The sequence below is a fragment of the Sulfitobacter sp. PR48 genome (genome assembly GCF_028807335.1).
Classification (GTDB): Bacteria; Pseudomonadota; Alphaproteobacteria; order Rhodobacterales; family Rhodobacteraceae; genus Sulfitobacter.
On sequence record NZ_JARAMM010000004.1, the window covers coordinates 17,221 to 39,677 of the forward strand.

At 62.0% G+C, this 22,457-nt stretch carries 24 protein-coding genes and 2 tRNA genes; 20 read left to right on the forward strand and 6 right to left on the reverse strand.

The annotated features are described in order from the left end of the window. Nucleotides 1-41 precede the first annotated feature (41 nt). Nucleotides 42-707: a hypothetical protein gene (locus PVW51_RS06435; RefSeq protein WP_274574081.1), complete on the reverse strand. Its 666-nt coding sequence runs from the start codon at nucleotides 705-707 to the stop codon at nucleotides 42-44. 129 nt (nucleotides 708-836) lie between these two features. Then, nucleotides 837-1,022 (reverse strand): PLDc N-terminal domain-containing protein, encoded by a 186-nt coding sequence (locus PVW51_RS06440; RefSeq protein WP_114272772.1) that lies wholly within the window; start codon nucleotides 1,020-1,022, stop codon nucleotides 837-839. Nucleotides 1,023-1,128: 106 nt separating this feature from the next. Between PVW51_RS06440 and PVW51_RS06445 the strand changes: the two genes are divergently transcribed. From PVW51_RS06445 to PVW51_RS06465, 5 genes are all read left to right on the forward strand, one after another. Further along, complete coding sequence (locus PVW51_RS06445; protein WP_274574085.1) at nucleotides 1,129-1,677, forward strand: hemerythrin domain-containing protein; 549 nt, start codon at nucleotides 1,129-1,131, stop codon at nucleotides 1,675-1,677. 73 nt (nucleotides 1,678-1,750) lie between these two features. After that, nucleotides 1,751-1,939 carry a DUF3008 family protein gene (locus PVW51_RS06450; protein ID WP_274574086.1) on the forward strand — a complete coding sequence of 63 codons (189 nt, stop codon included), beginning with the start codon at nucleotides 1,751-1,753 and terminating at the stop codon, nucleotides 1,937-1,939. 117 nt (nucleotides 1,940-2,056) lie between these two features. Next, nucleotides 2,057-2,413, forward strand: a complete 357-nt coding sequence (locus PVW51_RS06455; RefSeq protein WP_274574087.1) for a PRC-barrel domain-containing protein — start codon at nucleotides 2,057-2,059, stop codon at nucleotides 2,411-2,413. Between the two features lie 141 nt (nucleotides 2,414-2,554). Continuing rightward, nucleotides 2,555-2,797, forward strand: coding sequence for a DUF4160 domain-containing protein (locus tag PVW51_RS06460; protein WP_274574088.1), 243 nt, complete (start codon nucleotides 2,555-2,557; stop codon nucleotides 2,795-2,797). Then, nucleotides 2,781-3,026 (forward strand): DUF2442 domain-containing protein, encoded by a 246-nt coding sequence (locus PVW51_RS06465; RefSeq protein ID WP_269367432.1) that lies wholly within the window; start codon nucleotides 2,781-2,783, stop codon nucleotides 3,024-3,026. Before PVW51_RS06460 ends, PVW51_RS06465 begins: the two co-directional genes overlap by 17 nt. Nucleotides 3,027-3,181: 155 nt before the next feature. Here the strand turns inward: PVW51_RS06465 and uvrB are convergent, their stop codons facing one another. Both uvrB and PVW51_RS06475 read right to left on the reverse strand, forming a co-directional pair. Beyond that, nucleotides 3,182-5,386 carry an excinuclease ABC subunit UvrB gene (gene uvrB, locus PVW51_RS06470; protein ID WP_274574090.1) on the reverse strand — a complete coding sequence of 735 codons (2,205 nt, stop codon included), beginning with the start codon at nucleotides 5,384-5,386 and terminating at the stop codon, nucleotides 3,182-3,184. 111 nt (nucleotides 5,387-5,497) lie between these two features. Then, on the reverse strand, nucleotides 5,498-5,782 hold the full coding sequence (locus PVW51_RS06475; protein WP_274574091.1) for an antifreeze protein: 285 nt from the start codon (nucleotides 5,780-5,782) through the stop codon (nucleotides 5,498-5,500). 144 nt (nucleotides 5,783-5,926) lie between these two features. Here PVW51_RS06475 and PVW51_RS06480 point away from each other — a divergent pair, with 144 nt between their 5' ends. The 9 genes from PVW51_RS06480 (at nucleotide 5,927) to PVW51_RS06520 (ending at nucleotide 15,153) form a co-directional block, all read left to right on the forward strand. Beyond that, nucleotides 5,927-6,238 (forward strand): ETC complex I subunit, encoded by a 312-nt coding sequence (locus tag PVW51_RS06480; RefSeq protein ID WP_114272766.1) that lies wholly within the window; start codon nucleotides 5,927-5,929, stop codon nucleotides 6,236-6,238. Between the two features lie 150 nt (nucleotides 6,239-6,388). Then, nucleotides 6,389-7,342: an MYG1 family protein gene (locus tag PVW51_RS06485; RefSeq protein ID WP_274574092.1), complete on the forward strand. Its 954-nt coding sequence runs from the start codon at nucleotides 6,389-6,391 to the stop codon at nucleotides 7,340-7,342. A gap of 88 nt (nucleotides 7,343-7,430) precedes the next feature. After that, nucleotides 7,431-7,507 (forward strand) — tRNA-Arg (locus PVW51_RS06490). 619 nt (nucleotides 7,508-8,126) lie between these two features. Continuing rightward, nucleotides 8,127-8,567, forward strand: coding sequence for a CreA family protein (locus tag PVW51_RS06495; RefSeq protein WP_274574410.1), 441 nt, complete (start codon nucleotides 8,127-8,129; stop codon nucleotides 8,565-8,567). 101 nt (nucleotides 8,568-8,668) lie between these two features. Further along, the gene (locus tag PVW51_RS06500; protein WP_274574093.1) at nucleotides 8,669-9,820 is read left to right on the forward strand and encodes a lytic murein transglycosylase; all 1,152 of its coding nucleotides are present in this window, start codon (nucleotides 8,669-8,671) and stop codon (nucleotides 9,818-9,820) included. Nucleotides 9,821-10,040: 220 nt separating this feature from the next. Further along, on the forward strand, nucleotides 10,041-11,750 hold the full coding sequence (locus PVW51_RS06505) for a lipase/acyltransferase domain-containing protein (protein WP_274574094.1): 1,710 nt from the start codon (nucleotides 10,041-10,043) through the stop codon (nucleotides 11,748-11,750). Continuing rightward, nucleotides 11,747-13,528: a hypothetical protein gene (locus PVW51_RS06510; RefSeq protein WP_274574096.1), complete on the forward strand. Its 1,782-nt coding sequence runs from the start codon at nucleotides 11,747-11,749 to the stop codon at nucleotides 13,526-13,528. The genes PVW51_RS06505 and PVW51_RS06510 overlap by 4 nt, the downstream gene beginning before the upstream one ends. Then, entirely contained in the window at nucleotides 13,510-14,955 is a 1,446-nt protein-coding gene (locus PVW51_RS06515; protein WP_274574098.1) for a peptidoglycan-binding domain-containing protein, read from the forward strand. The genes PVW51_RS06510 and PVW51_RS06515 overlap by 19 nt, the downstream gene beginning before the upstream one ends. Nucleotides 14,956-14,970: 15 nt before the next feature. Then, entirely contained in the window at nucleotides 14,971-15,153 is a 183-nt protein-coding gene (locus PVW51_RS06520; protein ID WP_274574101.1) for a hypothetical protein, read from the forward strand. 2 nt (nucleotides 15,154-15,155) lie between these two features. Here PVW51_RS06520 and PVW51_RS06525 read toward each other — a convergent pair whose 3' ends face one another. After that, nucleotides 15,156-16,148, reverse strand: coding sequence for an aldo/keto reductase (locus PVW51_RS06525; protein ID WP_274574104.1), 993 nt, complete (start codon nucleotides 16,146-16,148; stop codon nucleotides 15,156-15,158). 213 nt (nucleotides 16,149-16,361) lie between these two features. On the opposite strand from PVW51_RS06525, the gene PVW51_RS06530 reads away from it, so the two are divergent. Continuing rightward, a complete protein-coding gene (locus PVW51_RS06530) occupies nucleotides 16,362-18,821 on the forward strand; it encodes a heavy metal translocating P-type ATPase (protein ID WP_274574106.1) in 2,460 nt (819 codons plus the stop codon). Between the two features lie 94 nt (nucleotides 18,822-18,915). Beyond that, nucleotides 18,916-19,329 (forward strand): MerR family transcriptional regulator, encoded by a 414-nt coding sequence (locus PVW51_RS06535; RefSeq protein ID WP_274574109.1) that lies wholly within the window; start codon nucleotides 18,916-18,918, stop codon nucleotides 19,327-19,329. A gap of 392 nt (nucleotides 19,330-19,721) precedes the next feature. Here PVW51_RS06535 and PVW51_RS06540 read toward each other — a convergent pair. Beyond that, a tRNA-Thr gene (locus PVW51_RS06540) sits at nucleotides 19,722-19,796 on the reverse strand. Between the two features lie 86 nt (nucleotides 19,797-19,882). Here PVW51_RS06540 and PVW51_RS06545 point away from each other — a divergent pair. The 4 genes from PVW51_RS06545 to PVW51_RS06560 are packed head-to-tail and all read left to right on the forward strand — an operon-like array spanning nucleotide 19,883 to nucleotide 22,289. Beyond that, nucleotides 19,883-20,053 (forward strand): hypothetical protein, encoded by a 171-nt coding sequence (locus PVW51_RS06545; RefSeq protein ID WP_205388098.1) that lies wholly within the window; start codon nucleotides 19,883-19,885, stop codon nucleotides 20,051-20,053. A 1-nt stretch (nucleotide 20,054) separates the two neighbouring features. Then, nucleotides 20,055-21,326: a UDP-N-acetylglucosamine 1-carboxyvinyltransferase gene (gene murA / locus PVW51_RS06550; protein ID WP_274574112.1), complete on the forward strand. Its 1,272-nt coding sequence runs from the start codon at nucleotides 20,055-20,057 to the stop codon at nucleotides 21,324-21,326. Further along, nucleotides 21,323-21,793 carry a DUF2948 family protein gene (locus PVW51_RS06555; RefSeq protein ID WP_274574114.1) on the forward strand — a complete coding sequence of 157 codons (471 nt, stop codon included), beginning with the start codon at nucleotides 21,323-21,325 and terminating at the stop codon, nucleotides 21,791-21,793. The genes murA and PVW51_RS06555 overlap by 4 nt, the downstream gene beginning before the upstream one ends. Further along, on the forward strand, nucleotides 21,783-22,289 hold the full coding sequence (locus tag PVW51_RS06560; RefSeq protein ID WP_274574117.1) for a GNAT family N-acetyltransferase: 507 nt from the start codon (nucleotides 21,783-21,785) through the stop codon (nucleotides 22,287-22,289). The genes PVW51_RS06555 and PVW51_RS06560 overlap by 11 nt, the downstream gene beginning before the upstream one ends. Nucleotides 22,290-22,457 lie beyond the last annotated feature (168 nt).

Consider the following 22,457-nt stretch of genomic DNA (forward strand, 5'->3'; position numbering starts at 1 on the left):
CACCGGCAGGCCCCGTCTGAGAGGGCGGAGGGGGCCTGCCATCAGAATTCGCGCCATAACCCCAGCTTGATTGATGTAGAGGACAGATTGTCAAACGGGGTTTCGGTGCCGATCTGGATTCGGAAATTGCGGTTCTTCGGCTTGATGAGGATCGAAGGCGCGAAGGTGCCATAGGTCTGCTGATCAATCCGGGCCAGGTAGACCTGCAACATGCCCGATGTCACCTGGCTGAAATTATACCCCAGGGTGCCATCCAGTTTCGCCGCGCGCCGGCCGGAGGTAACGTCCCAGTAAAGCGCGCTGTCCACACCCATCCATCCGTAGTTCTGCCCGATCTGAAAGCTTCGTCCCCAGGACAGCCCCAGCTTGACGTGGGGCAACATCAGATCCTGAACCCAGGCGGTGCCTGCCCCGACTTCATAGGCCCATTTGTGCGTCGCGTCTGGCCGGCTCAGCGGGCGGCGCAGGAAAAGCGTGACCGCACCGGACTGCAGGCCGAGATGGCTGTTGGCAAAGCTGAGGTCGGCACCGATGGTCAGGTCGTCACGCCATCCGTATTCGATGTAGGTTCCGCTGCTTTGATCGAGCGATTTGTTCAGGGTGAAGGTGGATGAAACGAAGCTGGTGCCCTTCTCTCTCATCCAGGCCCCTGCCTGTGCAGGGCCGGACAGGCAGAGAAAGATCAGGACAAGAACCAGGACAGGCATCGCATACTCCTGCGATGATCTTGGTTAATTCAAATTAAAAAAGGATTACCGGCCCTGGCCCTGTGCAAAAGGCCGGGCGACGAAAAAGCCCGGAACAAGGTTCCGGGCTGATCCGTAAATGTCTGGGGTTCAGATCGTCGCGCGGCTGCCGCGGGGGCCGAGGATGAGCCAGGCGATGAAGCCAAGCACCGGCAGCACCAGAATGACGACGGTCCAGATGATTTTCGCAAGCGTTGACGCGGTTGATGTCAGCACCTGATAAATTGCGTAGATATCGGCGATCAGGACGATCAGTCCGAAGAGGCCATATTCCATTGGGTGTCTCCTTGAATCACATATTGCGTATTGCTGGATAAACTCCACGTGATCGGAAAAAGTTCCGCAGCTTGCGGCAGCGCATTGTAATCGCTATGGAATGCGGATGATCTCTGACCCCAAACTGGCGCTTGACCGGCGCAATGGCCTGCCGGATGCCCTGCGGGTTCTGGCCGAAGCCTATCCGCGAGCAAATTGGGGAGCGCATCCCAACTTTGGCGAGATGATCCGCTTCTGGATGGAACGGCATGCCATGTTCCGGCAATTGACCGAGTTGTTGCAGAGCGACGCGCAGGCGCTGGCCGATGGCCGCGTCGATTTTGCCACCTATGCGCCGCGGCTGTCGCAATATGGCGGGATGCTGCTGAACCAGCTTCACGGGCACCACCAGATCGAGGATCAGCATTATTTTCCGCAGTTGATCACGCTGGATGGGCGTCTGGAACGCGGCTTTGAGCTGTTGGAGACGGATCATGAGGCGATGGACGGTTTGCTGCACGGGATGGCCGATGGGGCCAATGCCGTGCTGCAAGGCGGCGAGATCGGGCCGTTTCTGGATCGTCTGAACGGGTTCACAACCTTGTTGAACCGCCATCTGACCGACGAGGAAGAGATCGTCGTGCCGGTGGTGCTGGAAACAGGGTTCAGCGGGTAGGCCGGGATTTGCGGAACATCGCTGCGGCCACCTGAGTTGAGCGGTAACCCGACCTCAACCGAAAGGAACAGCCATGCCTGCCCGATCCAAAGCCCAGCAGCGCGCCGCCGGTGCCGCCCTCTCTGCCAAACGTGGCGAGACCAGGGTGTCCGGACTGCAGGGCGCGTCGAAAGAGATGTACGAGACCATGACCGAGGCGGAACTGGAGGATTATGCCAGTACCGACCACGATGGCCTGCCTGAAAAGGTGGATGACGACTGATCAGGATCAATCGGTCCTGCGACTGCGCTGTTATCCGCCTGTGGCCAGCAGGCTGCGGAACCGAAGATCGCCAGGGGCGTTTTCCTGTCAGACACGCACTCAAGAAAGGAACACGTTATGAATGACATGTCTTCGACTGCATCTCTGGTTTCTTCCAGTGATGTGAACGGCACGGCGGTTTTCGGCACGAAGGGTGACGAGATCGGCCATATTGATCATCTGATGATCGACAAGAAATCCGGCAATGTGGCCTATGCGGTCATGGGTTTTGGCGGATTTCTGGGGATGGGTGAAGACCATCACCCGATCCCGTGGAACGCCCTGCGTTATGACCCCTCCCGCGGGGGGTATGTGACCGACATCGACGCCGACACACTGAAAGGCGCGCCCGAGCGCCCCGAGGGCTGGCAAAGCGACCGCGCCTGGGAACGGCGGACGTTCGATCATTACGGCGTGCCGTATTACTGGATGTGATTGCCTGACAGGCGGTTGAATGCGGAAGGCGGGCTGGATGGCCCGCCTTTTTGTTGATTTTTTTTTGCAGAAAACGTGGTCGAGGGCGGTGGGCGTTGTAAAGCTCTGGTCCTGTTCGTGATTTCTGACATAGTTCGTATTATGCCGACGATCTTTCGACAGGGCGGGTTCCGCTTCTTTTTCTATTCAAATGAGGGAGACCCGCGTGAACCAGTGCATGTTCATGCGGTGAGCGCGGATGGTGAAGCCAAGTTTTGGGTCGGCGCGGAAGTCGAACTCGCGAGAAGTGCAGGACTAAATTCAAAAACCCTGCGCAAACTGGTGCAAATCGTGGTAGAACGGCAGGAAGACATTAGTGGAGCATGGTATGACCATTTCGGCTGAAAAGGTGCATTTCGACGACGATCAGATGTGGGTTGCCTTGTCGGATGGTCGCGTGATTGGTGTGCCCTTGGCTTGGTTTCCACGTTTGTTGGGGGCAACGAAAGCAGAGCGTGACGCTGTAAAGATCAGCCCATTCGGACTGCATTGGGAGTCGCTGGACGAAGATATTTCTGTGGAGGGGCTGCTGGCGGGTCGCGGGGATTTGTCGGGCGTTGGAAAGGTGGCTTAGAGCTAAAGTAACAAGCGAACTTCTTTTAGGGTTCTGGCTTGGCTCGCGCATTCGTGCTGGCGTCATCGAAGCCATAGAGAACTTCAAATTCCAGACTGAGCCCGAGCGTCTTCGCTTCAAAGGTTGAAGCCGTGCTCCGCTGCGCACCCGTCACCTCACCGCTTCCCCCCATACCTGCTTTTCCCACCGCGCATGCCGCCGCGGCCGCCGGTGCTGCGGCCTGAGGCTTTTTGCGCGTCGCCGACGGCTTTCTCCACCGCGTATTGCCGCGCCATCGGGTCGTCGGCGATGGCCAGATCGACCGCCTCCAGCCGCTTGACCTCGTCGCGCAGGCGGGCGGCTTCTTCGAACTCCAGGTTCTCGGCCGCCTTGCGCATGTCGGTGCGCAGCCCTTCCAGCACGGTCTGCAGGTTGCCGCCATGGGCCTTGTCCACCTTTGCGGTGACGCGGTTCATGTCCACGTCGCCCTTGTAGAGACCGGCCAGAATATCCTCGACGTTTTTCTTGACCGTCTGCGGGGTGATGCCGTGTTCTTCGTTATAGGCCAGTTGCTTGGCACGGCGACGTTCGGTTTCGCCCATGGCGCGTTCCATGCTGCCGGTGATGCGGTCGGCATACATGATGACGCGCCCCTCGGCGTTGCGCGCGGCGCGGCCGATGGTCTGGATCAGTGAGGTTTCGGAGCGCAGGAAGCCTTCCTTGTCGGCGTCCAGGATCGCCACCAGCCCGCATTCGGGAATGTCCAGCCCCTCGCGCAGCAGGTTGATCCCGATCAGCACGTCAAAGGCCCCCAGCCGCAGGTCGCGCAGGATCTCGATCCGCTCGATCGTGTCGATGTCGGAGTGCATGTAGCGCACGCGGATGCCCTGTTCGTGCATGTATTCGGTCAGATCCTCGGCCATGCGTTTGGTCAGCGTGGTGCAAAGCGTGCGGTAGCCATCGGCGGCCACCTTGCGCACCTCGTCCAGCAGGTCATCCACCTGCATTTCGACGGGGCGGATTTCGATCTGCGGGTCGATCAGGCCGGTGGGGCGGATGATCTGTTCGGTGAACACGCCGCCGGCCTGTTCAATCTCCCAGGCCGCGGGGGTGGCAGAGACAAAGACGGATTGCGGGCGCATCGCATCCCATTCCTCGAACTTCAGCGGGCGGTTGTCCATGCAGGAGGGCAGGCGGAAGCCGTGTTCGGCCAGGGTGAACTTGCGCCGGTAGTCGCCTTTGTACATGCCGCCGATCTGCGGCACGCTCACATGGCTTTCGTCCGCGAAAACAATGGCATGATCCGGGATGAATTCGAACAGGGTCGGGGGCGGCTCGCCCGGGGCGCGGCCGGTGAGGTAGCGCGAATAGTTCTCGATGCCGTTGCAGACGCCGGTGGCTTCCAGCATCTCAAGGTCGAAGTTCGTGCGCTGCTCCAGCCGCTGCGCCTCCAGCAGCTTGCCATCCGCAACCAGCTGGTCGAGCCGCGTGCGCAGCTCTTTCTTGATGCCGATGATGGCCTGGGACATCGTTGGCTTGGGCGTCACATAGTGGCTGTTGGCATAGACGCGGATCTGGTCGAAAGTATCGGTCTTTTCCCCGGTCAGCGGGTCGAATTCCGTAATGCTTTCCAACTCCTCGCCAAAGAAGGACAGCCGCCAGGCCCGGTCGTCCAGGTGGGCGGGGAAAATTTCAAGGCTGTCACCGCGCACCCGGAACGACCCGCGCTGAAAGGCGGCGTCGTTGCGTTTGTATTGCTGGGCGACAAGGTCGGCGATGACCTGACGCTGGTCATAGCTGGAGCCTGTTTTCAGGTCCTGTGTCATCGCGCCATAGGTTTCCACCGACCCGATGCCATAGATGCAGGAGACCGAGGCCACGATGATCACATCGTCGCGTTCCAGCAGCGCCCGGGTGGCTGAATGGCGCATCCGGTCGATCTGTTCGTTGATCTGGGATTCCTTCTCGATATAGGTGTCCGACCGGGCGACATAGGCCTCCGGCTGGTAGTAATCGTAGTAGGATACGAAGTATTCGACGGCGTTGTCCGGGAAGAACCCCTTGAATTCGCCGTAAAGCTGGGCTGCCAGCGTCTTGTTCGGGGCCAGGATGATGGCGGGGCGCTGGGTCTCTTCGATCACTTTCGCCATGGTAAAGGTCTTGCCGGTGCCGGTGGCGCCCAGAAGGACCTGGTCCCTTTCGCCGTCTTTCACCCCCTGCGACAGTTCCGCGATGGCGGTGGGCTGATCGCCTGCGGCCTCGAATTCCGTTTGCAGGCGAAACCGCCTTCCGCCCTCCAGCTTGGGGCGGTTGCGCACGTCGGGCGCGGGGTTGGACAGAATTGGCGCGATTTCAGAGCTGTCAGTCTGGGCGTAGGGCATCTGTGGCGTCCTCGGGTGGGGAGCCCCATAGGTGTCGTTTTTGGCGGCAGGATCAAGGGGGGATGGCGGGCAACTGCCAGCTTATGTCAGCAGTATACCGGACACCCCGTGTCATTTCATCAGGCGCTTCCGATTCGCCCTGACCTTGCGGCTGAGCGGGACCATTGCGGCGGATATCACCTGATCGGGGCTTTTGCCTGCCATGATGGCCTTGCTTGCCGCGGCATTGGCCTTGTTCAGGGCGGGCAGCTTTTCAGAGACCATGCGGGTGTTTTCGCCCGCCTTTTGCGGGATCAGCCCGGCCATGGCCATCAGCCGCAGGGCCATGACGGTTTGCGCCTCCAACGCCAGCAGGACGGCATTGGTTGTCAGCGAAATCAGATTTACAGGGTACATCGAAAGCTCCTTTCGAAAACTGATACCAAGATAATGCTGCGGCGCAGCATTTGTAAGGGGCATTCCGCATTATCCCGACGAAGGCCTTGCCCCAGACCTGCGAATGGCCGATACAGGATCGCAACACAGACCAAGGAGCGTCTCATGCGCGCACGCATCTATCAGCCCGCCCGCACGGCCATGTCATCAGGCACGGCAAAGACACGGATGTGGTTTCTGGAATTTGCACCATCAGAGGCACGCGAAGTTGATCCGCTGATGGGATGGACCTCTTCATCCGACACGCAGGCGCAGGTGAAACTGCGCTTTGACACGCGTGAAGAGGCGGTTGAATACGCCCGCGAGCACGGCATCGACGCCCAGGTGCAAGAGCCGCACAAGCGCAAGCCGAATGTCCGCCCCGGCGGCTACGGGGAAAATTTTGCAACCGGCCGCCGCGGTGCCTGGACCCACTGAAGCCGGGCCTGTGGCCGGCAGCCGGATCATCCATGATCTGCCAGATCGGCCGGACATGACCGGTGATGCGACCGGATTGCGAAAACCAGCATGTTGGCAGGGTCACATCCGATCCACTTTGAAACCCAGTGATCCGGGATCGCAGCACCCATGACCCTACCCAAAGCGGCAATCCGGTATCTGGTCACCCATTCGGGGGGCTTTCACGCGGATGAGCTGTTGTCCTCGGTTGTTCTGACCCGGCTGTATCCGGAGGCTGAACGTGTCCGCAGCCGGGAAGCGCGCTGGATCACCCCGGCCCCCGACAGGATCATCTATGATGTGGGGCGGCAGTTCGACCCCGCGGCGGGCATTTTCGACCATCACCAGGTGCCCGGCCCCCTGCGGGCGGATGGTCAGCCCTATAGTTCCTTTGGCCTGATCTGGGCCAGTTACGGGCGCGATTACCTGCGTGCCCTTGCCGTGCCGGAGAGCGACATTGAGGCGGTTCATGCGGGGTTTGACCGCGATTTTGTGCTGCCCGTCGATCTGATGGACAACGGGGCGCTGGACCCCGGCGTTGCGGGGCCACTTGGCGGGTTGACCCTGCCGGTGCTGCTGGAAACGCTGAAACCGGTCTTCGACAACCGCAGTCCGCAGGCGGATGACGATGCCTTTACCGCCGCCTTGCCCATCGCCCGCGCCTTTGTCGAGGCGGCGATTGCCGGAAAGGCGGCCAAGCTGCGCGCGGCCACGATTGTCCATGATGCCATTGCCCTCGCGGGCGCGGCGCGGGTGCTGGAACTGCCGATGGGCATGCCGTTTCGTGCCGCGATCCTGGAGGCGGGGGCGGATCACCTGTGGTTTGTGGTGCATCCGCGCGACACCGACTGGGCGATCACGGGGATCCGGAAGAGCGACGACAGTTTCGCGCTGCGTGCGGATCTGCCTGCGGCCTGGGCGGGGCTGAGCGATCAGGACCTGCAACAGGCCAGCGGCGTGCCCGGTGCCCGGTTCTGCCACGCGGGACGGTTCATTGCGGTCGCGTCCGACCGGGACAGCGCGCTGCGCATGGCCGCCCTTGCGATCGAGGCGGCGGACCAACTGGCGGCCGAGGCGATCTAGGCCGGTGGAGGCCGTCGCGGAATAGATCACGCAGAGTGGGCCAGAAGGCTTGCCAAGCCGGCCCCGATGATGGAAAACCCCGCGCAGCGGTCCCTTAGCTCAACTGGATAGAGCAGCTGACTTCTAATCAGCAGGTTGAGGGTTCGAGTCCTTCAGGGATCGCCATTTTCGGGTGTCATATGCCAGTCAAACCCGGCTTTGTGTCACATCGCCGGGCAAGAGCGCAGCGGTCATTCGTTAAAAATGCAGCGAACGGCGGGATTGAGCCCGAAGTGACGCAAAGCGCAAGCCGGGCCAGCGCCTGCCCGGGGTGGGCGATACTGACCTATGTTCATGCCACTTTATGTCTCAGCTTTGATGAATCCTAACGAGGGAACACCCAGCCTCACCAAATCGCCTACCCGAGGGGCGGGCAGGCGATGGCCCGGCGCCTTCGGCTTGTTCCGGGCTTTGGTTTCCATTGATTGAACGGCAAAAAAGTCTCGCAAAGCGGACCCACGCGCCTCCTGCGTTGAAAGCCCGGTCTAGGTCGGAAATGCCCGACGATTGGGTCAGGATTGCTTGGCGATGCCCACAGACAGGATTCAGCAGATTCCGCATCGTTGAGTCATAGGTGCATGACGTTCGACATCAGGTGAACAGGGCTTTGTCGCCAGTCTGGCGCCGCCCGGCCTGCGCCGCCGGTCACACCGGGCCGCTTGCAGCGATTGCAACCCGGCGGAACCTTCGGCGCATTGGTGCGTTCGGTTGGATGAAACTGAATTGCCTGCCTCCCGCCATCGCCATGTTCCTGTCTTTTGGTCTGACCACGCCCGCTGCGGCCGAGGTCGTGGGAAACGTGGATGTCGACTGGCTGGGCAACGACATCGTGGTCGAAGCGGTTGCGGACCCCAAGGTCAAGGGCGTGACCTGCCACCTTGCCTATTTCGAGCGGGGGCTCATCGACCGCCTGCAAAAGGGCAATTGGTTCGAGGACCCTTCCAATTCCTCAATCTCCTGCCGTCAGACCGGGCCGATCGAGATCGGCGAGATCGACCGGAGCGACGAAGGGGAGGATGTGTTCAGCGAACGCCGTTCCATCATCTTCAAGACACTGCGGGTCAAGCGCATCTTTGACGAGGCGAACCAGACGCTGATCTATGTCAGCCACGCCCGCGACGTGCAGAACGGGTCGGCCAAGATGTCGATGTCCACCGTGCCCCTGTTTGGCGCCGGGGTCGATTGACCGGCTGAACAGCGTAAAGCCGCACATGCGCTAGAACCCCGCTTTGCGCGGGGTTTTTCTTGGGTTACCATCAGGAAAAATCCGAGAAACGGGGCAGTAAAATGAATTCGACACGTAGAAATTTCACCTTTGGGCTGGGTGCGCTGGGTCTGGCGGCCTGCACCACGGGCGGCGGCGCGCTGGGGCCGGTTGCGGGCAGTGGCGGCGGCAGCAGCCTGCCCGACGACCTGCGCCCGGTGCCCAATGGCGCCTATGATGCCTGGGTCGCTTCCTTTCGCGACCGGGCTGCCGGGCAGGGCATTTCACCCTCTACCCTGAGTGCGGGCTTTCGCGGCGCAGGCTATCTGCCCGGCGTGGTCACCCGCGACCGCAACCAGACGGAGTTTTCCCGCACGCTGGAGGATTACCTCGCCATTGCCGCCTCGGACGAGCGGGTCAGCAAAGGACGTGCGGCCTTTGCCCGGCACCGCAGCACCCTGGCGGCCATCGAAAGCCGTTATGGCGTGGCACCCGAGATCGTGACGGCGGTCTGGGGGCTGGAAAGCTTCTACGGCGAGCGGCGCGGCAATGTGCCGGTGATCTCCTCCACCTCGACGCTGGCCTTTGACGGGCGGCGTGGCGCGTTCTTTGAAAAGCAGCTTCTGGCGGCGCTGAAGATCATCCAGAACGGGGACACCACGGCCCAGAACATGACCGGTTCCTGGGCGGGAGCGATGGGCCATACCCAGTTCATCCCGACTTCTTACGAGGCCTTTGCCGTCGATTTCACCGGCGACGGGCGGCGCGATATCTGGTCGGACGATCCGACGGATTCGCTGGCGTCGACTGCCGCCTACCTGCAGCGCAACGGCTGGACCCGCGGCACCCGCTGGGGCGGCGAGGTTGGCAATGGCGCACCGGCGGGCCGGGCGCTTCAGCCGCAGCCGGGCGGACCGACCTTCAACGTCACCTCCAATTTCAACGTGATCAAGCGCTACAACAATTCCGACAGCTATGCGATCGGCGTCGGTCACCTGGCGGACCGTATTGCGGGCGGCGGGCCGATCAGGGGCAATTTTCCCCCCGACAAGTACGGCCTGACCAAGGATCAGCGCATCCAGTTGCAAAAACGGCTGACTGCCAAGGGCTTTGACACCGACGGCGCGGATGGCGTGATCGGCCCCAACAGCCGCAAGGCGATTGCCGCCTATCAATCCAGCATCGGCCGCGCCGCGACAGGCGATCCATCGGTGGACCTGTTGCAGACGCTGTAGGATCAATGGGTCCTGAGCCGCGCTCAGGACGTTTTCAGATTCCCCTATCGCGGGGCAGGTGACAGCGTTGCCTGCCCCGTTTGCGTTGGACAATCGGGTGATGGCGGGGGGAGTTTGGCAGCAATTTCAGCAGCCTTGCCTCGAATCGCCCATGGGCGCTACCATGGGTAGAATATTGCCAGGTTATTCTTTTCATATTTTATGCAGCCGGGGTTTTCTCATGACATATCGGGTATTGAAGTTCCTTCTTGCATTTGTCCTGTCGATTGGCGCGCTGCCCGCGCAGTCGCAGGTTGACCGCAAGCTGATCGTCATTCCAGGCATCGTCGGGTCGGAACTGTCGAACCAGTCGGATGAGGTGATCTGGGGGCGGGTGAGTTCGCTCAAATCTTCCAACTTTCGCCAGCTTGACCTGCTGCCCGAAACGGGTGAGCCGGTGGCCCTCACGCCGACCGATGCCCTGCGGAAGGTGCCATTGGTGTTTGGCACGATAAACGTCGGTCTTTATTCCGGGCTGATCGACTTTCTGGTGGGCAAACGGTCGATCTTTGACAGCGCCGCGCAGCAGCAAATCCTGGGCGATTATGTCGAGGGTACGGACCTGTTTGTCTTTGCCTATGACTGGCGGCGGTCCAATTTCGCCAACGCGGTTCTGCTGAACGAATTCGTGAAGGCCAAAGTGCCGGCGGGCGAGCAGTTTGATATCGTTGCCCATTCCATGGGGGGCTTGCTGTCACGGGCGTTCCTGTCCGATCTGCGCCCGCAGGATTTCTGTACCGATCCGGAGATGGATACCGATCTGCCCGCAGCGGCGCGGGCGGCGACCTGCAATGCCGCCTACGGCACCCTTGGCGACCAGGGCTGGCGCGGCATCGGGGCCGACAACCGCTTTTCCGAGGCATCGCGCCTGCACACATTTGTCGAGATCGCCACGCCGCATCAGGGCTCGGTCAATGTGGCCAGCACGCTGGTTGAGGGCTGGGGCCGGCTGAGCCAGATCCTGATCGGGGGCAAGCGGGAGATTCAGAACATCCTTCTGTCCATGGTTGGTCCTTATGAGCTGATCCCTTCCTATGAAAACTGCTGCGCCGTGGGGGCGGCGGGCCGGCCCCAGAACACGGTCGTGGCCGCGCTGGACGAGACCTATTGGGCCAGGCTGGTGCTGGGGTTCGAGGTTGATCCCTGTCCTTATGCGCATTGCGCCTCCAGACGCGCCTTGCTGCGGATCGGATTGCAGAACCGCGCGTTGCTGGACCAGGTCTTTGCCCAGGGGTTGCCCGACACGGTGAATGCCAATCACGTCATGGTAGGCAGGCTGGTCGATGGCACCCGTGAAACGATGTATGTGGCGCGCGGAGCTGCGGGCGACGGGGCCGGTATCACCTACCGGATCAGCGCACGCGGCGATGGCACGGTCTATGAGGGCAGCGCATTGGCCGATGGCAATCAATCCTTTGTCCTGCGCGCGAAACACCCGTTCATCGTCGGCAGCGACGAGGTACATCGTTACGTCTACAACGTTCTGATCGACCCGGTGCAGACCGTACCGCAGATGGTGAATTCGGAGCGGATCTTCGTCGGCGGAGGCGATGTGGAATCGCTGGCTCTGATGGCGATGCCGCAGATTGCAGGGGTGGGGCAGAATCTTGACCTCCGGCTGGATCTGAACGCCGACCCTGCCCAGAATTTCGACAGCGATGATCTGCAAACCGCGCAGATCGAACTGATGCTGACGCCCTATGGGGCGGAGGCGCCGGTCTGGCAGCAGTCGGTCGGGGTGAACGAGGGTCTGTCCTTTGCCGCCGGGGGGCTGGCTGTCTTTACTGCCAGCCTGCCTGCGCCTGCCGAAGGGGTCTATCTGGTAAGCGCGCGGATTGGCGACAGGAGCATCGCGCAAGAATTGTTGCATGTGCTGGAGGAGGAATCATGAAGCGGCTATTGTCACGCATCCTGCAGGCTGCGGCGCTGCTGGTGGCGCTGTGGGGCGCACCTGCTGCGGCGCAGGACTGGCCGGAATTTCTGCAAACCCGGCAGCTGTTCCGGGTGGTGGTGACAGGGCTGGGCGCGGATGGCACCGCGCTGCAACCGGTCAAGGGAACCGCCTGGGCCGTGGCGCCGGGCATTCTGATCACCGCAGATCACGTCACCGGCAAGGCGCTGAATTACATGAACATGTCCTCTTCCGACAAGGTTTTCATCCCGCGCCGGGATGTCACGGTGGAGGTTGGGGCGACCAAGCGGTATCAGGGCACGCCTGCAGAGAAATATCCGCAGGGCATCGTGACGACCTCACCTTTCGAGAGCATCGACGCGGCCCGCATCGGTTTTCCCGATCTGACGGCAACCCCTTTCGACCTGAGCGCCTGCGACATCACCGCGAGTGCCAGCTACCGGGTGTTGAAATTCAACGACGGCAACGTCTTTCAGCCCAAGGAGGTGAGCATCACGCTCAAGGCCTATGGCCGGTCCAATCTGGGTGATGCGGGCAGTGTGGTGGTGATGACCGGGCCGAAAGGCACCATCATCGAGGGCGACAGCGGATCGCCCGTACTTGGCCCCGACAACCGGGTGATCGGTCTGGTCTCTGCCATCAACCCGGACAGCGGCAGCGATGTGCGGGACGAGGTTCATGTGACCCTGGTGAAATCCTTTCTTGACCTGATCCCCTTGCAGATCGGCACGCAGGAATATCTGGATATCCCCTGCAGCGACCGCATTCGCCTGCGCGCCATCGACGAATTGCGCGAAGGCCTGACCGCCGCGCGGGAGGATATGGCAGAGCTGCACGCGCAAAAGGATGCGCTGAAGGAACAGGTTGAAACGCTGGCGCAGCGCAACGAGTTGTTGATGACCCAGGTCAATACGCTGATGCGCAACCAGAACTGGCTCGCCAGCGCGGCTGAGCGGGCGGGAACGGGCACGCCCGGGCTGCCGCAAACGGAGGGGTTGGAGATTCTGGCCGCCAACCAGATGCTGCATGCGGCCAATAAAACACTGGTCGAAAAGCCGAGCGACCTGCCGCCCCTGCGCCCTACCGTCACCCGGATCTCCAGCGAATTGGGCAATCCGGAATGGACCCTGTCGGGTTCTGTCAGTGCGAAGAACGACGTGGCGATCAGCCTGTCCTATGACCGGGCGCTTTCCGGCCCGCCCTATGCCGAAGAGCTTGTCTTTTGCTTCACCCCGATCGCATTTGACGTCCCCCCCGGCACGCCCAACGATCAGGATCCGACAAACCGCAACTTCTATGTGCCCATTGAAGGGCCGTTCAAGCCAAGCCAGAACCTGATCAACTGGCCCTTTGCGGGCGACACATCGCCTGACAATTGCTATCCCGCCGGTCATTCGGGCCAGAATGCGGGTTACCCCGCGTCAGATGCCGTGACCAGGGGCAGCTTTCAGTGGAGCCGTCAGCAGGGTGCCTTGCTGGATCTGATCCGGGGTGCGCAGCGCCGCTATCCGGGCAGCGACTGGGACGGCATGTATTATTTTCAGGTGTTTGAACTTGTCCCCGGCAGTGCCGAAGGGGAAGCCATGTACCACATTCACACCCGCGCCCTGATTGATCTGCTGCGCGATCCTGCGGCTGCGAATGAAGGCTCGGCAATGCCCTGCAAAATCTTTAAGGATGGTCCCAGCCTGACTGAGGCTGTCGCGGATGGCGAAGAAGAACTGCCAAGGGAAAACGAATGTTCCAGAGATATCTGATCGCCCTGAGCCTTGCGCTGCTGACACCGGCGGGTGCCGCAGAGGCACAGTCCGATAGCCGGCTGCGGTTCGAGACGATCTTTGACCTGCCCTTTGTCCAAAGCCTTGAGTTTGCGCCGGGCGGGCGCGAATTATTCGTCGCGGTAGAGGGGCATCTGCTGCAATGGGAGCTTGATCCGCTCAACCTTGTTCACCACCAGAACACGCAGGTTCTGGCCAATGAAATGGTACTGGGGCCGGATCAGAGGCTCTATTCCGTTGGCCTGGGCAGCGCGCGTGGTTCCTTCAGTCAGGCGGGCAGCAAGGCGGTGGCATTTGGCCGGGACGAGGCCGCAGGTACTGCCTTTGAAGTGGTCGAAGCCAATTCGAACCTGGGGATTTCGCAATATTCCTCCATCGCCTTTGACAGTGGTGGCAATGCGATCCTGGCCAGTGCCAGCAGCTATACCGCCAGCCCCTTTCCGCGCCGCGAGGATGTGCAGAACGGTGATGCACGCAAATATCCGCAGCTCAAGTTCAGGTGCGGCGGAGTCTCGCAGCTTTCGATTTTTGCCATTGATGGCGTTGACCACTACCTTGCCTCGACAGCGGGGCAGGCCACGCTGGAATTCGGAAAGCTCGACCTGGGGTCGGAGCGCAGCGCGGCCGGCGATTGTTTCTTGGTCGAGCAGATGGAAAAGGGTCAGATACGCCAGCCCACCTTTGACGCCGTGCGCCATGCGGTGATCGACCTGGGCGATACGCCGTTTTCCACCGATGGGGCCAGCAAGGCGATCATGGTGCTGAACCCGAACACCAACAAGTTGTCGCTGTTTCGCATCGAACCCTTCGGCAATACCCATTTCCTGTCCCGCCTTGGTGCGCTTGAACTCGATCTGGGAAAATTCATGCCCTCGGGGGCGCAGGATGCGGTGCTGACGGATCTTGCCACCGATGCGAAGGGCCGCGAGGTGCATGTCAGCAGCACGTCCGCCAGTGTCGTGTTGCGGTTCGATTTCGACGGCACCGGACTGAATTATCGCGGCCGGATCGCCACCGGCGCACCGGTCCAGCGGCTTGAGATGAGCAGCGATGGTGCCGCCGCCGCCATCGTCACCGGCCGCGCGCCCTTTGGCGGGGATTGGCGCGTCACCGTGATCGAAAATCCGGCGGCCCTGTCGGATTGGTTGCAGGTGCCGGCCAGTTTTCCCTCCATCAAGGCCCTGCAGGAGCAACTGAACGCGCAGGATTTGTCGGCAGGTTTCCCGGATGGTATCCTTGGCCCGCAGACAACGACGGCTGTCGGGGATTTCCTGTCGGGTAAAGGCAAGACATCGCCGACATCGAATGAGCCTGACGCGGATGCGCAGATGCTCTATCAGAGCATTGTCAGCTCGTTCCCGAAATACCTGTTGAAAGAGAAACCCGCCCGGCTGGCCAACGACTGAACAAAGGAAAATACCATGACCAAAGTCATTTCCCTGCTTGCCGTTCTGTCCTCGCCCCAGGCGGGTGCCTTGCCGCAATGCGCCACTGCCCAGACCGTGCAGGGCAGCACGGTCTATTGCTGTTCGCTGACCAATGGCCAGCAATGCTGTTCAGGGACACTTGATTCCAGCGGCAAACCGGCGGGCTGTGGCTGCTGATTTCAGCAGTATCTTTCAGGCCCTTCCCACTGGGCCGCGTTATAGCGGTCACCATGCGCCCAGCCGACCGGCAGCACGGTTTCGATCCGCGCCAGATCCTCGGCTGAGAGGTCGATTTCTGTGCCCCGGATCAGCTCTGCCAGGTGGGACAGGTCCTTTGTCCCCGGAATCGGCAGAACCCGGTCGCCCTGTGCGATCAGCCATGCAATCGCGAGGGCGGCGGCAGGTTCCCCCATATCTGCCGCAAGCGCGCGGAAACCATCCGTGGCGGCGATATTCGCGTCGTAGTTCGGCTGCATGAACCGCGGATTGCCCTTGGTGAAGGCCAGCGATTGCACCTTGTCAAAGCTGAAGGGCGCGTCGGTCAGAAAGGCGCGTCCGACCGGTGAAAAGGCAACCAGCGTGGTGCCAAGCGCGCGGCAGCTCTGCACCAGCCCCAGTTCCGGCGCGCGGGTGGACAGGGAATATTCCGATTGCACCGCCGCAATGGGGCATTCGGTAAAGGCCCGGCGCAGGGTGGATGGTGCGATTTCGGAAAAGCCGACAGCACGCGTCTTGCCCTTGTCCATCAGGCGTTTCAGCGTGCCTGCCACCTCTTCGGGGCTGTGGCTGCGGTCGTAACGGTGGATATAGAACAGATCGACATGATCCACCCCCAGCCTTTGCAGGCTTTCGTCCAGCGAGGCCTCCAGATAGTCAGGATCATTGTTGAACCGCCGGTCCGGTGACCGGGTGATGCCCGCCTTTGTCGCCAGAACCATGTCCTGCCGCGCGCCGGGTGTCCTGGCGAACCAGTCTCCGATGATCTCTTCCGAGCGTCCGTTGCCATAGACATTCGATGTGTCGATATGGCTGACGCCCGCCGCGCGGCAGGCGTCCAGCACCGCGTGGCTGTCCGCGACGCTGGCATCCCCATAGATGCCGGCAAAGGACATCGCGCCGATGCCGAATTGTGAAACGGATGGGCCATCGGGGCCAAGCTGGATTGTCTTCATGGGCTGTTCCTTTGCGCGTCTGATCGGCCGGGGCAGGTCAGGACAGCAGGTGTCAGGTGTTTCTGTCGTCGTCAGAAAAACGGCCAATTCAGGTGTCTGCAAGCAGATAGACGGAAAATCCGACAAATGTAGCGGAAGTGCCCCTTGACCCTCCAGCTACTGGAGACCCTACATCGCTGTTAACACCACGACTGAACGAGGAAGGTATCCGCCATGGCCGACGCGCAGGCACCCCGGAACGGGCAATCTGACAATGACATCATCCGCGACCCCGTTTGCGGGATGACGGTTGATCCGGATGCGGGCAAACCGACAGCGGTGCATGATGGCCGGACCTATCATTTTTGCTGTGCCGGTTGCATGAACAAGTTCGAGGCCGACCCCGAAGCCTATCGCAGCGCAACCGACCCGGTGTGCGGCATGACGGTGGAAAGGGCAGTGGCAGCCCATATGTCTAAGCACGCAGGCGAGCGGTTCTATTTCTGCTCTGCCAAGTGCCAGGACAGATTCGATGCGACGCCGGAAAACTACCTTGGCGACCGGCCCGCGCCCGAACCGGCCCCGGAAGGCACGATGTACACCTGTCCGATGGATCCTGAAATCGTGCAGGATCATCCCGGCGACTGCCCGATCTGCGGCATGGCCCTGGAGCCGATGACACCCAGCCTCGACAGTGGCCCGCACCCCGAATACGTCGATTTCAAACGGCGGCTCTGGATCACCGCGCCGCTGGCGCTGGCGGTTTTCCTGCTGGAAATGGGGTCTCATGTCGGCATTCCCTTTGCCGAATGGATCGGGCATCGGGCCTTTGGCTGGCTCCAGTTTGCCCTGGCGACACCGGTGGTCTGGTTCTGCCGCATCTTCTTCAGACGCGCATGGAATTCCGCCCTGAACCGCAGCCCGAACATGTGGACGCTGATCGGCCTGGGCACGGGGGCGGCCTATCTGTTTTCCATCGTTTCACTGCTTGTCCCCGCTCTCCTGCCCGCGCAGATGCAGGATGGCATGGGCATGACGCCGGTCTATTTCGAGGCGACGGCAGTGATCCTTGTGCTTGTGCTGGTCGGGCAGGTGATGGAACTGGCGGCGCGCGAACGCACCGGTGACGCGATCCGCGCCTTGATGGACCTCGCGCCCAAGACGGCGCGCCGGGTATCGGGCGAGGCGGAAGAGGATGTGCCACTGGAAGAGGTGCAAAGCGGCGATATCCTGCGGGTGCGGCCAGGTGAAAGCGTGCCGGTCGATGGCGTGGTGACCGAGGGGCGGTCCTCCGTCGATGAAAGCATGATCACCGGGGAGCCTGTTCCGGTCGAGAAAACCGCGGGCGAAGCGGTGACCGGCGGGACGCTGAACAAGTCGGGTTCCTTCCTGATGGAAGCGCAGAATGTGGGGGAGGATACCACCCTGAACCGGATCGTGCAGATGGTCGCCAGCGCGCAACGTTCCCGCGCGCCGATCCAGGCGGTGGCCGACCGGGTGGCAGGTTATTTTGTGCCCGCCGTGGTGGGTTGTGCCCTGTTGGCCTTTGCCGCCTGGTGGGCCTTTGGCCCGTCGCCCGCGCTCTCCTATGCCTTTGTGGCGGCGGTTTCTGTCCTGATCATCGCATGCCCCTGTGCGCTGGGCCTTGCGACGCCGATGTCGATCATGGTGGCCTCCGGGCGCGGGGCCCATGCCGGGGTGCTGATCCGTGACGCGGAGGCGCTGGAACGTTTCGCCAAGGTGGATGTGCTGATTGTCGACAAGACCGGCACGCTGACGGAAGGCAGGCCGAGCCTGACCGACGTGGTACCGCAAGGCATGGACGAGGCTGAACTGATGTCCCTGGTCGCGGCCTTGGAGCGTGGCTCCGAACACCCGCTGGCCGAGGCGCTTGTCGCCGGGGCGAAAGAGCGTGGCGCGGCCCGGAAGGATTGCAGCGATTTCGAGGCGGTCACCGGCAAGGGCGTGACCGGGACGGTGGAGGGCCGCAAGGTGGCGCTGGGCAATGCGGCGCTGATGGCGGATCTCTCGGTGCAGACCGGGGCGCTTGCCGGTCGGGCAGAGCGGCTGCAGTCAGAGGGCAAGACCGCGATGTTCGTGGCCCTGGACGGGCAGTTGGCCGGTCTGGTTGCTGTCGCCGACCGGATCAAGGAGACAACGCCCGAGGCGATCCGTGCGCTGCATGACCTTGGCCTGCGCATCGTCATGGCCACGGGGGATGCCAAAGGCACCGCCGAGGCTGTTGCGCGGGAATTGCAGATCGACGAGGTACATGCGGGCATCAGCCCGGAGGGAAAGGCGGCCCTGGTCAGGAAACTGAAGGGCGAGGGCCTGTCGGTCGCCATGGCCGGGGACGGTGTCAACGACGCCCCGGCACTGGCAGAGGCCGATGTGGGCATCGCCATGGGCACCGGAGCGGATGTGGCGGTGGAAAGTGCCGGGATCACGCTGGTCAAGGGCGAGCTGACCGGCATCCTGCGCGCCCGGAAGCTGGCGGAGGCGACGATGCGCAACATTCGCCAGAACCTGTTCTTTGCCTTTGTCTACAACTCTGCCGGTGTGCCGATTGCCGCGGGAATCTTGTACCCCTTCCTGGGGCTGCTTCTGTCGCCCATGGTCGCGGCCGCCGCGATGAGCCTGTCCTCCGTATCGGTCATCGGCAACGCGCTGCGGCTCAGGGCGCAGAAGTTGTGAAAGGTGACGGAACTCTTATGTTGTCGGCAGAGGATGAATCTGAATTGAGCCTTCGGCAGGTGGAACCCGTACCGGGGGGAAATGGAGTTTGCCCATGAACATCGGACGGGCCGCCACCGAGACGGGTCTGAGCGTCAAGACGATCCGCTACTACGAGGAAATCGGCCTTGTGGAACCGGAACGGGCCGAAAACGGCTACCGGGATTTCGGCGACCAGCAGATCACGCAATTGCGGATGCTGGCTCAGGCCCGGCATCTGGGTTTCGGGCTGGAGGAATGCCGCAGGCTTCTGGACCTCAACGCCGATCCCGCGCGGGCCAGCCGCGATGTAAAGGCGCTGGCGCTGCGGAATCTTGACACCGTGCGATCAAAGATCGGCCAGTTGCAGGCGCTGGAAGGGCAGCTGGAAGCACTGATCTCCCAATGCCCCGGCGACGACGATCCGCATTGCGCGATCCTGAACGGATTGAACGGAAGGTCTGATCCCCAATCCGGCGAACCGGATTGATCTGGTAATCGGGTCCTGTCTGCAGGTTGCAGGGAAGGTCCGGTGCGACCTGAGATGCCAAGCCGGGTGGCTGGCTGGATCGTTCAAGCCAGCGGTGTCTCCGCTCAGGCTCTGAAACCAGATTCGAAAGGCTGGCAGGCGCCGAGAACCTGCTTTTGGGGCCGCTGAAAAAGTTTCATCCCACAAAGGGACGTCTGGAGGGGCATTGAACGCGCTCCGATAATTCCTCAGGGCGTTGAAGTCTATGACAAATCGTGGAATCTGCGCGGCGTGGGTCGCTGCTCAGGCTCGCCTCAGCAGAGAGCTTTGCATCCGCTCGAATTGCGGCATGTGGCGGGCACTGAAAAGTGTTGCCTATCAGGGCCTTGGGTATTTTCGGAGGAGGCGGTCAATGGTGCTGCTGGAGAGAATTGAACTCTCGACCTCTCCCTTACCAAGGGAGTGCTCTACCTCTGAGCTACAGCAGCGCCGATGAGCGGGGTGATTAGACGCAAACCGACAATCGTGCAACCCCAATCTGGACGGCTCGGGGCCGCTGAGTTAGACACGCTGCATGGCAGAGCGGCAGGACCCGAAAATACCCGTCAAAAAAGCATCCCCGCGTGAGGATCGGCTCAAGGCCGCGCTGAAGGCAAACATGGCGCGGCGCAAGGCGCAGATGCGTGCGCGGGCGGCACAGGACACAACGGAAAGCCGCAAAGGCTCCAACGAGGAAAGCAGTTAAGATGGATTCAATTCTGGTCAAAGGCGGTGGCGCGCTGCAGGGGCAAATTCCGATTGCGGGTGCCAAGAACGCCTGCCTTGCCCTGATGCCCGCGACGCTCTTGTCCGAGGAACCGCTGACGCTGACCAATGCGCCGCGCCTCAGTGACATCCGCACGATGACGCAATTGCTGGGCTCCCTGGGGGCGGAGGCGACATCGCTGCAGGACGGGCTGGTGCTGGCCCTGTCGTCGCATGGTGCGATCAGCACCCACGCCGATTACGATATCGTGCGCAAGATGCGGGCCTCCAACCTCGTGCTTGGGCCGCTCCTCGCGCGCGAAGGACATGCGGAGGTGTCTCTGCCCGGCGGCTGCGCCATAGGGGCGCGCCCGATGGATATTCACACCGACGGGCTTGAGAAAATGGGCGCGGAGATCGAACTGCGCGACGGATACCTGCATGCCAAGGCAAGCGGAGGCACGCTTAAGGGCGCGGTGATCGACTTTCCCTTCGCCTCCGTCGGTGCGACCGAGAACATCATGATGGCGGCCACGCTGGCCAGGGGGACCACCGTCATCAACAATGCCGCGCGCGAGCCTGAAATCGTTGATCTGGCCACCTGCCTGCGGGCCATGGGCGCGCAGATCGAGGGCGATGGCACATCGCGGATCGAGATCCAGGGGGTGGACCGTCTGCACGGGGCAACGCACCGCGTGGTCACGGACCGAATCGAACTGGGCACCTATATGCTGGCACCCGCACTCTGCGGGGGCGAGGTGGAATGCCTGGGCGGGCGGATCGACCTGCTGGAAGCCTTTTGCGAAAAGCTGGACGCGGCGGGTATTTCCGTGACCGAAACGGACAAGGGGCTGAAAGTCGCGCGCAAGAATGGCCGCATCCGCGCGGTTGACGTCACAACCGCCCCCTTTCCCGGTTTCCCGACCGATCTGCAGGCGCAGATGATGGCGCTTCTCTGCACCGCAGAGGGCACGTCGGTGCTGGAGGAGAAGATTTTCGAGAACCGCTTCATGCATGCGCCGGAACTGATCCGCATGGGGGCCGATATCGAAGTGCATGGTGGCCATGCGACGGTCAAGGGGGTGCAGAAACTCAAGGGTGCGCCGGTCATGGCGACGGACCTGCGCGCGTCGATCTCGCTGATTCTTGCCGGGATGGCGGCAGAGGGCGAAACCAAGGTTGCGCGGGTCTACCATCTGGACCGGGGTTATGAACATGTGGTGGCCAAGCTTTCGGGCGTGGGCGCCGATATTGAACGGATCAAGGACGCATGACCGAGGACGCAAGGTTTGAAGACGGCCGCGAGGCCCCGCTGAACATCGGTGCGCTGGATGCGGAGGATCTCAGGGTCATTGCATCGCTGACGCAGGATGCGGTCTTTCCGGCTTCCGAAATGCGCTGGGACCGCAAGAGCGCGCGCTTTGCGCTGCTTCTCAACCGGGTCCGGTGGGAGGACGCGGGCAAGGAACGCCATGCGCCCGAGCGCGTGCAATCACTGCTGGTGTTCGACACCGTGCAGCAGGTCGCCTCGCAGGGTGTGACAAAGGGCGATGCCGATACGATCCTGTCGCTGCTCAGCATCGGTTTCGATGAAACGGATGCGCCCTCCGGTCAGGTGACCCTGACACTGGCCGGGGATGGGGCGATACGGCTGAGCGTCGAGGCGCTGGAGGTCACGCTGCGCGACGTGACGCGGCCCTATGCTGCACCCTCCGGCAAATTGCCCCGGCATGACGACTGAGGTTCGCGTCGCGTCACCCGCGGACGCCAGGATCTGGCGCGCGCTCAGACGTGACGGTATCGCGCGGTTCTCCTCTGCGTTCATTCCTTCACTGGCGGAGCATGACGCGATCCCCTTGGCACAAGACGCAGACCGTCTGGCGCAGGGTGACAGGTTCTTGGCCTTTCAAGGCAAAAGGCCCGTCGGTCTGATCGGTATGAACCGTCATGCCGGGCGGTCGTCCCATCGCGGGGAAATCGGGCCGCTCTATGTCATACCGGATGCTCAGGGAACGGGGGTGGCCCAGAAGTTGCTGCGCGCAGTGCTGGAATACGCGGATCGCGTCGGCATCTGGCAGCCGGAACTGTACGTCAACGAAGAGAACCGGCGCGCCATCGCCATCTATGAAAAACACGGTTTCGTGCGGGTGGGCCGGGTGCCCAACGCGATCATGGGCGCGAACGGTCCGGAACACGACCTGATGATGATCCTGACATCTGCCGCGCGCGCCACCTGAACTGCGGCACTGCCCGCCGTCCCGTTAGCCGGAGCGTGATCCAAAAGCGCCCCCACCCGGCCTAGGCCGGGCATTGCCCGACCTCCCCCCAGGAGGGTGATTTTACACGCTCTGCCAGGACGCAGCCGAATTGCGTGATGAAGTGTTCTGCGCCGCGTATAGGTTCCG

Excerpts from the sequence above, each read along its gene's own strand:
- PVW51_RS06435 (WP_274574081.1), bottom strand. The coding sequence starts at position 707 with ATGCCTGTCCTGGTTCTTGTCCTGATCTTTCTCTGCCTGTCCGGCCCT.
- PVW51_RS06440 (WP_114272772.1), bottom strand. The coding sequence starts at position 1,022 with ATGGAATATGGCCTCTTCGGACTGATCGTCCTGATCGCCGATATCTAC.
- PVW51_RS06445 (WP_274574085.1), top strand. The coding sequence starts at position 1,129 with ATGATCTCTGACCCCAAACTGGCGCTTGACCGGCGCAATGGCCTGCCG.
- PVW51_RS06450 (WP_274574086.1), top strand. The coding sequence starts at position 1,751 with ATGCCTGCCCGATCCAAAGCCCAGCAGCGCGCCGCCGGTGCCGCCCTC.
- PVW51_RS06455 (WP_274574087.1), top strand. The coding sequence starts at position 2,057 with ATGAATGACATGTCTTCGACTGCATCTCTGGTTTCTTCCAGTGATGTG.
- PVW51_RS06460 (WP_274574088.1), top strand. The coding sequence starts at position 2,555 with ATGCCGACGATCTTTCGACAGGGCGGGTTCCGCTTCTTTTTCTATTCA.
- PVW51_RS06465 (WP_269367432.1), top strand. The coding sequence starts at position 2,781 with ATGACCATTTCGGCTGAAAAGGTGCATTTCGACGACGATCAGATGTGG.
- uvrB (WP_274574090.1), bottom strand. The coding sequence starts at position 5,386 with ATGCCCTACGCCCAGACTGACAGCTCTGAAATCGCGCCAATTCTGTCC.
- PVW51_RS06475 (WP_274574091.1), bottom strand. The coding sequence starts at position 5,782 with ATGTACCCTGTAAATCTGATTTCGCTGACAACCAATGCCGTCCTGCTG.
- PVW51_RS06480 (WP_114272766.1), top strand. The coding sequence starts at position 5,927 with ATGCGCGCACGCATCTATCAGCCCGCCCGCACGGCCATGTCATCAGGC.
- PVW51_RS06485 (WP_274574092.1), top strand. The coding sequence starts at position 6,389 with ATGACCCTACCCAAAGCGGCAATCCGGTATCTGGTCACCCATTCGGGG.
- PVW51_RS06495 (WP_274574410.1), top strand. The coding sequence starts at position 8,127 with ATGTTCCTGTCTTTTGGTCTGACCACGCCCGCTGCGGCCGAGGTCGTG.
- PVW51_RS06500 (WP_274574093.1), top strand. The coding sequence starts at position 8,669 with ATGAATTCGACACGTAGAAATTTCACCTTTGGGCTGGGTGCGCTGGGT.
- PVW51_RS06505 (WP_274574094.1), top strand. The coding sequence starts at position 10,041 with ATGACATATCGGGTATTGAAGTTCCTTCTTGCATTTGTCCTGTCGATT.
- PVW51_RS06510 (WP_274574096.1), top strand. The coding sequence starts at position 11,747 with ATGAAGCGGCTATTGTCACGCATCCTGCAGGCTGCGGCGCTGCTGGTG.
- PVW51_RS06515 (WP_274574098.1), top strand. The coding sequence starts at position 13,510 with ATGTTCCAGAGATATCTGATCGCCCTGAGCCTTGCGCTGCTGACACCG.
- PVW51_RS06520 (WP_274574101.1), top strand. The coding sequence starts at position 14,971 with ATGACCAAAGTCATTTCCCTGCTTGCCGTTCTGTCCTCGCCCCAGGCG.
- PVW51_RS06525 (WP_274574104.1), bottom strand. The coding sequence starts at position 16,148 with ATGAAGACAATCCAGCTTGGCCCCGATGGCCCATCCGTTTCACAATTC.
- PVW51_RS06530 (WP_274574106.1), top strand. The coding sequence starts at position 16,362 with ATGGCCGACGCGCAGGCACCCCGGAACGGGCAATCTGACAATGACATC.
- PVW51_RS06535 (WP_274574109.1), top strand. The coding sequence starts at position 18,916 with ATGAACATCGGACGGGCCGCCACCGAGACGGGTCTGAGCGTCAAGACG.
- PVW51_RS06545 (WP_205388098.1), top strand. The coding sequence starts at position 19,883 with ATGGCAGAGCGGCAGGACCCGAAAATACCCGTCAAAAAAGCATCCCCG.
- murA (WP_274574112.1), top strand. The coding sequence starts at position 20,055 with ATGGATTCAATTCTGGTCAAAGGCGGTGGCGCGCTGCAGGGGCAAATT.
- PVW51_RS06555 (WP_274574114.1), top strand. The coding sequence starts at position 21,323 with ATGACCGAGGACGCAAGGTTTGAAGACGGCCGCGAGGCCCCGCTGAAC.
- PVW51_RS06560 (WP_274574117.1), top strand. The coding sequence starts at position 21,783 with ATGACGACTGAGGTTCGCGTCGCGTCACCCGCGGACGCCAGGATCTGG.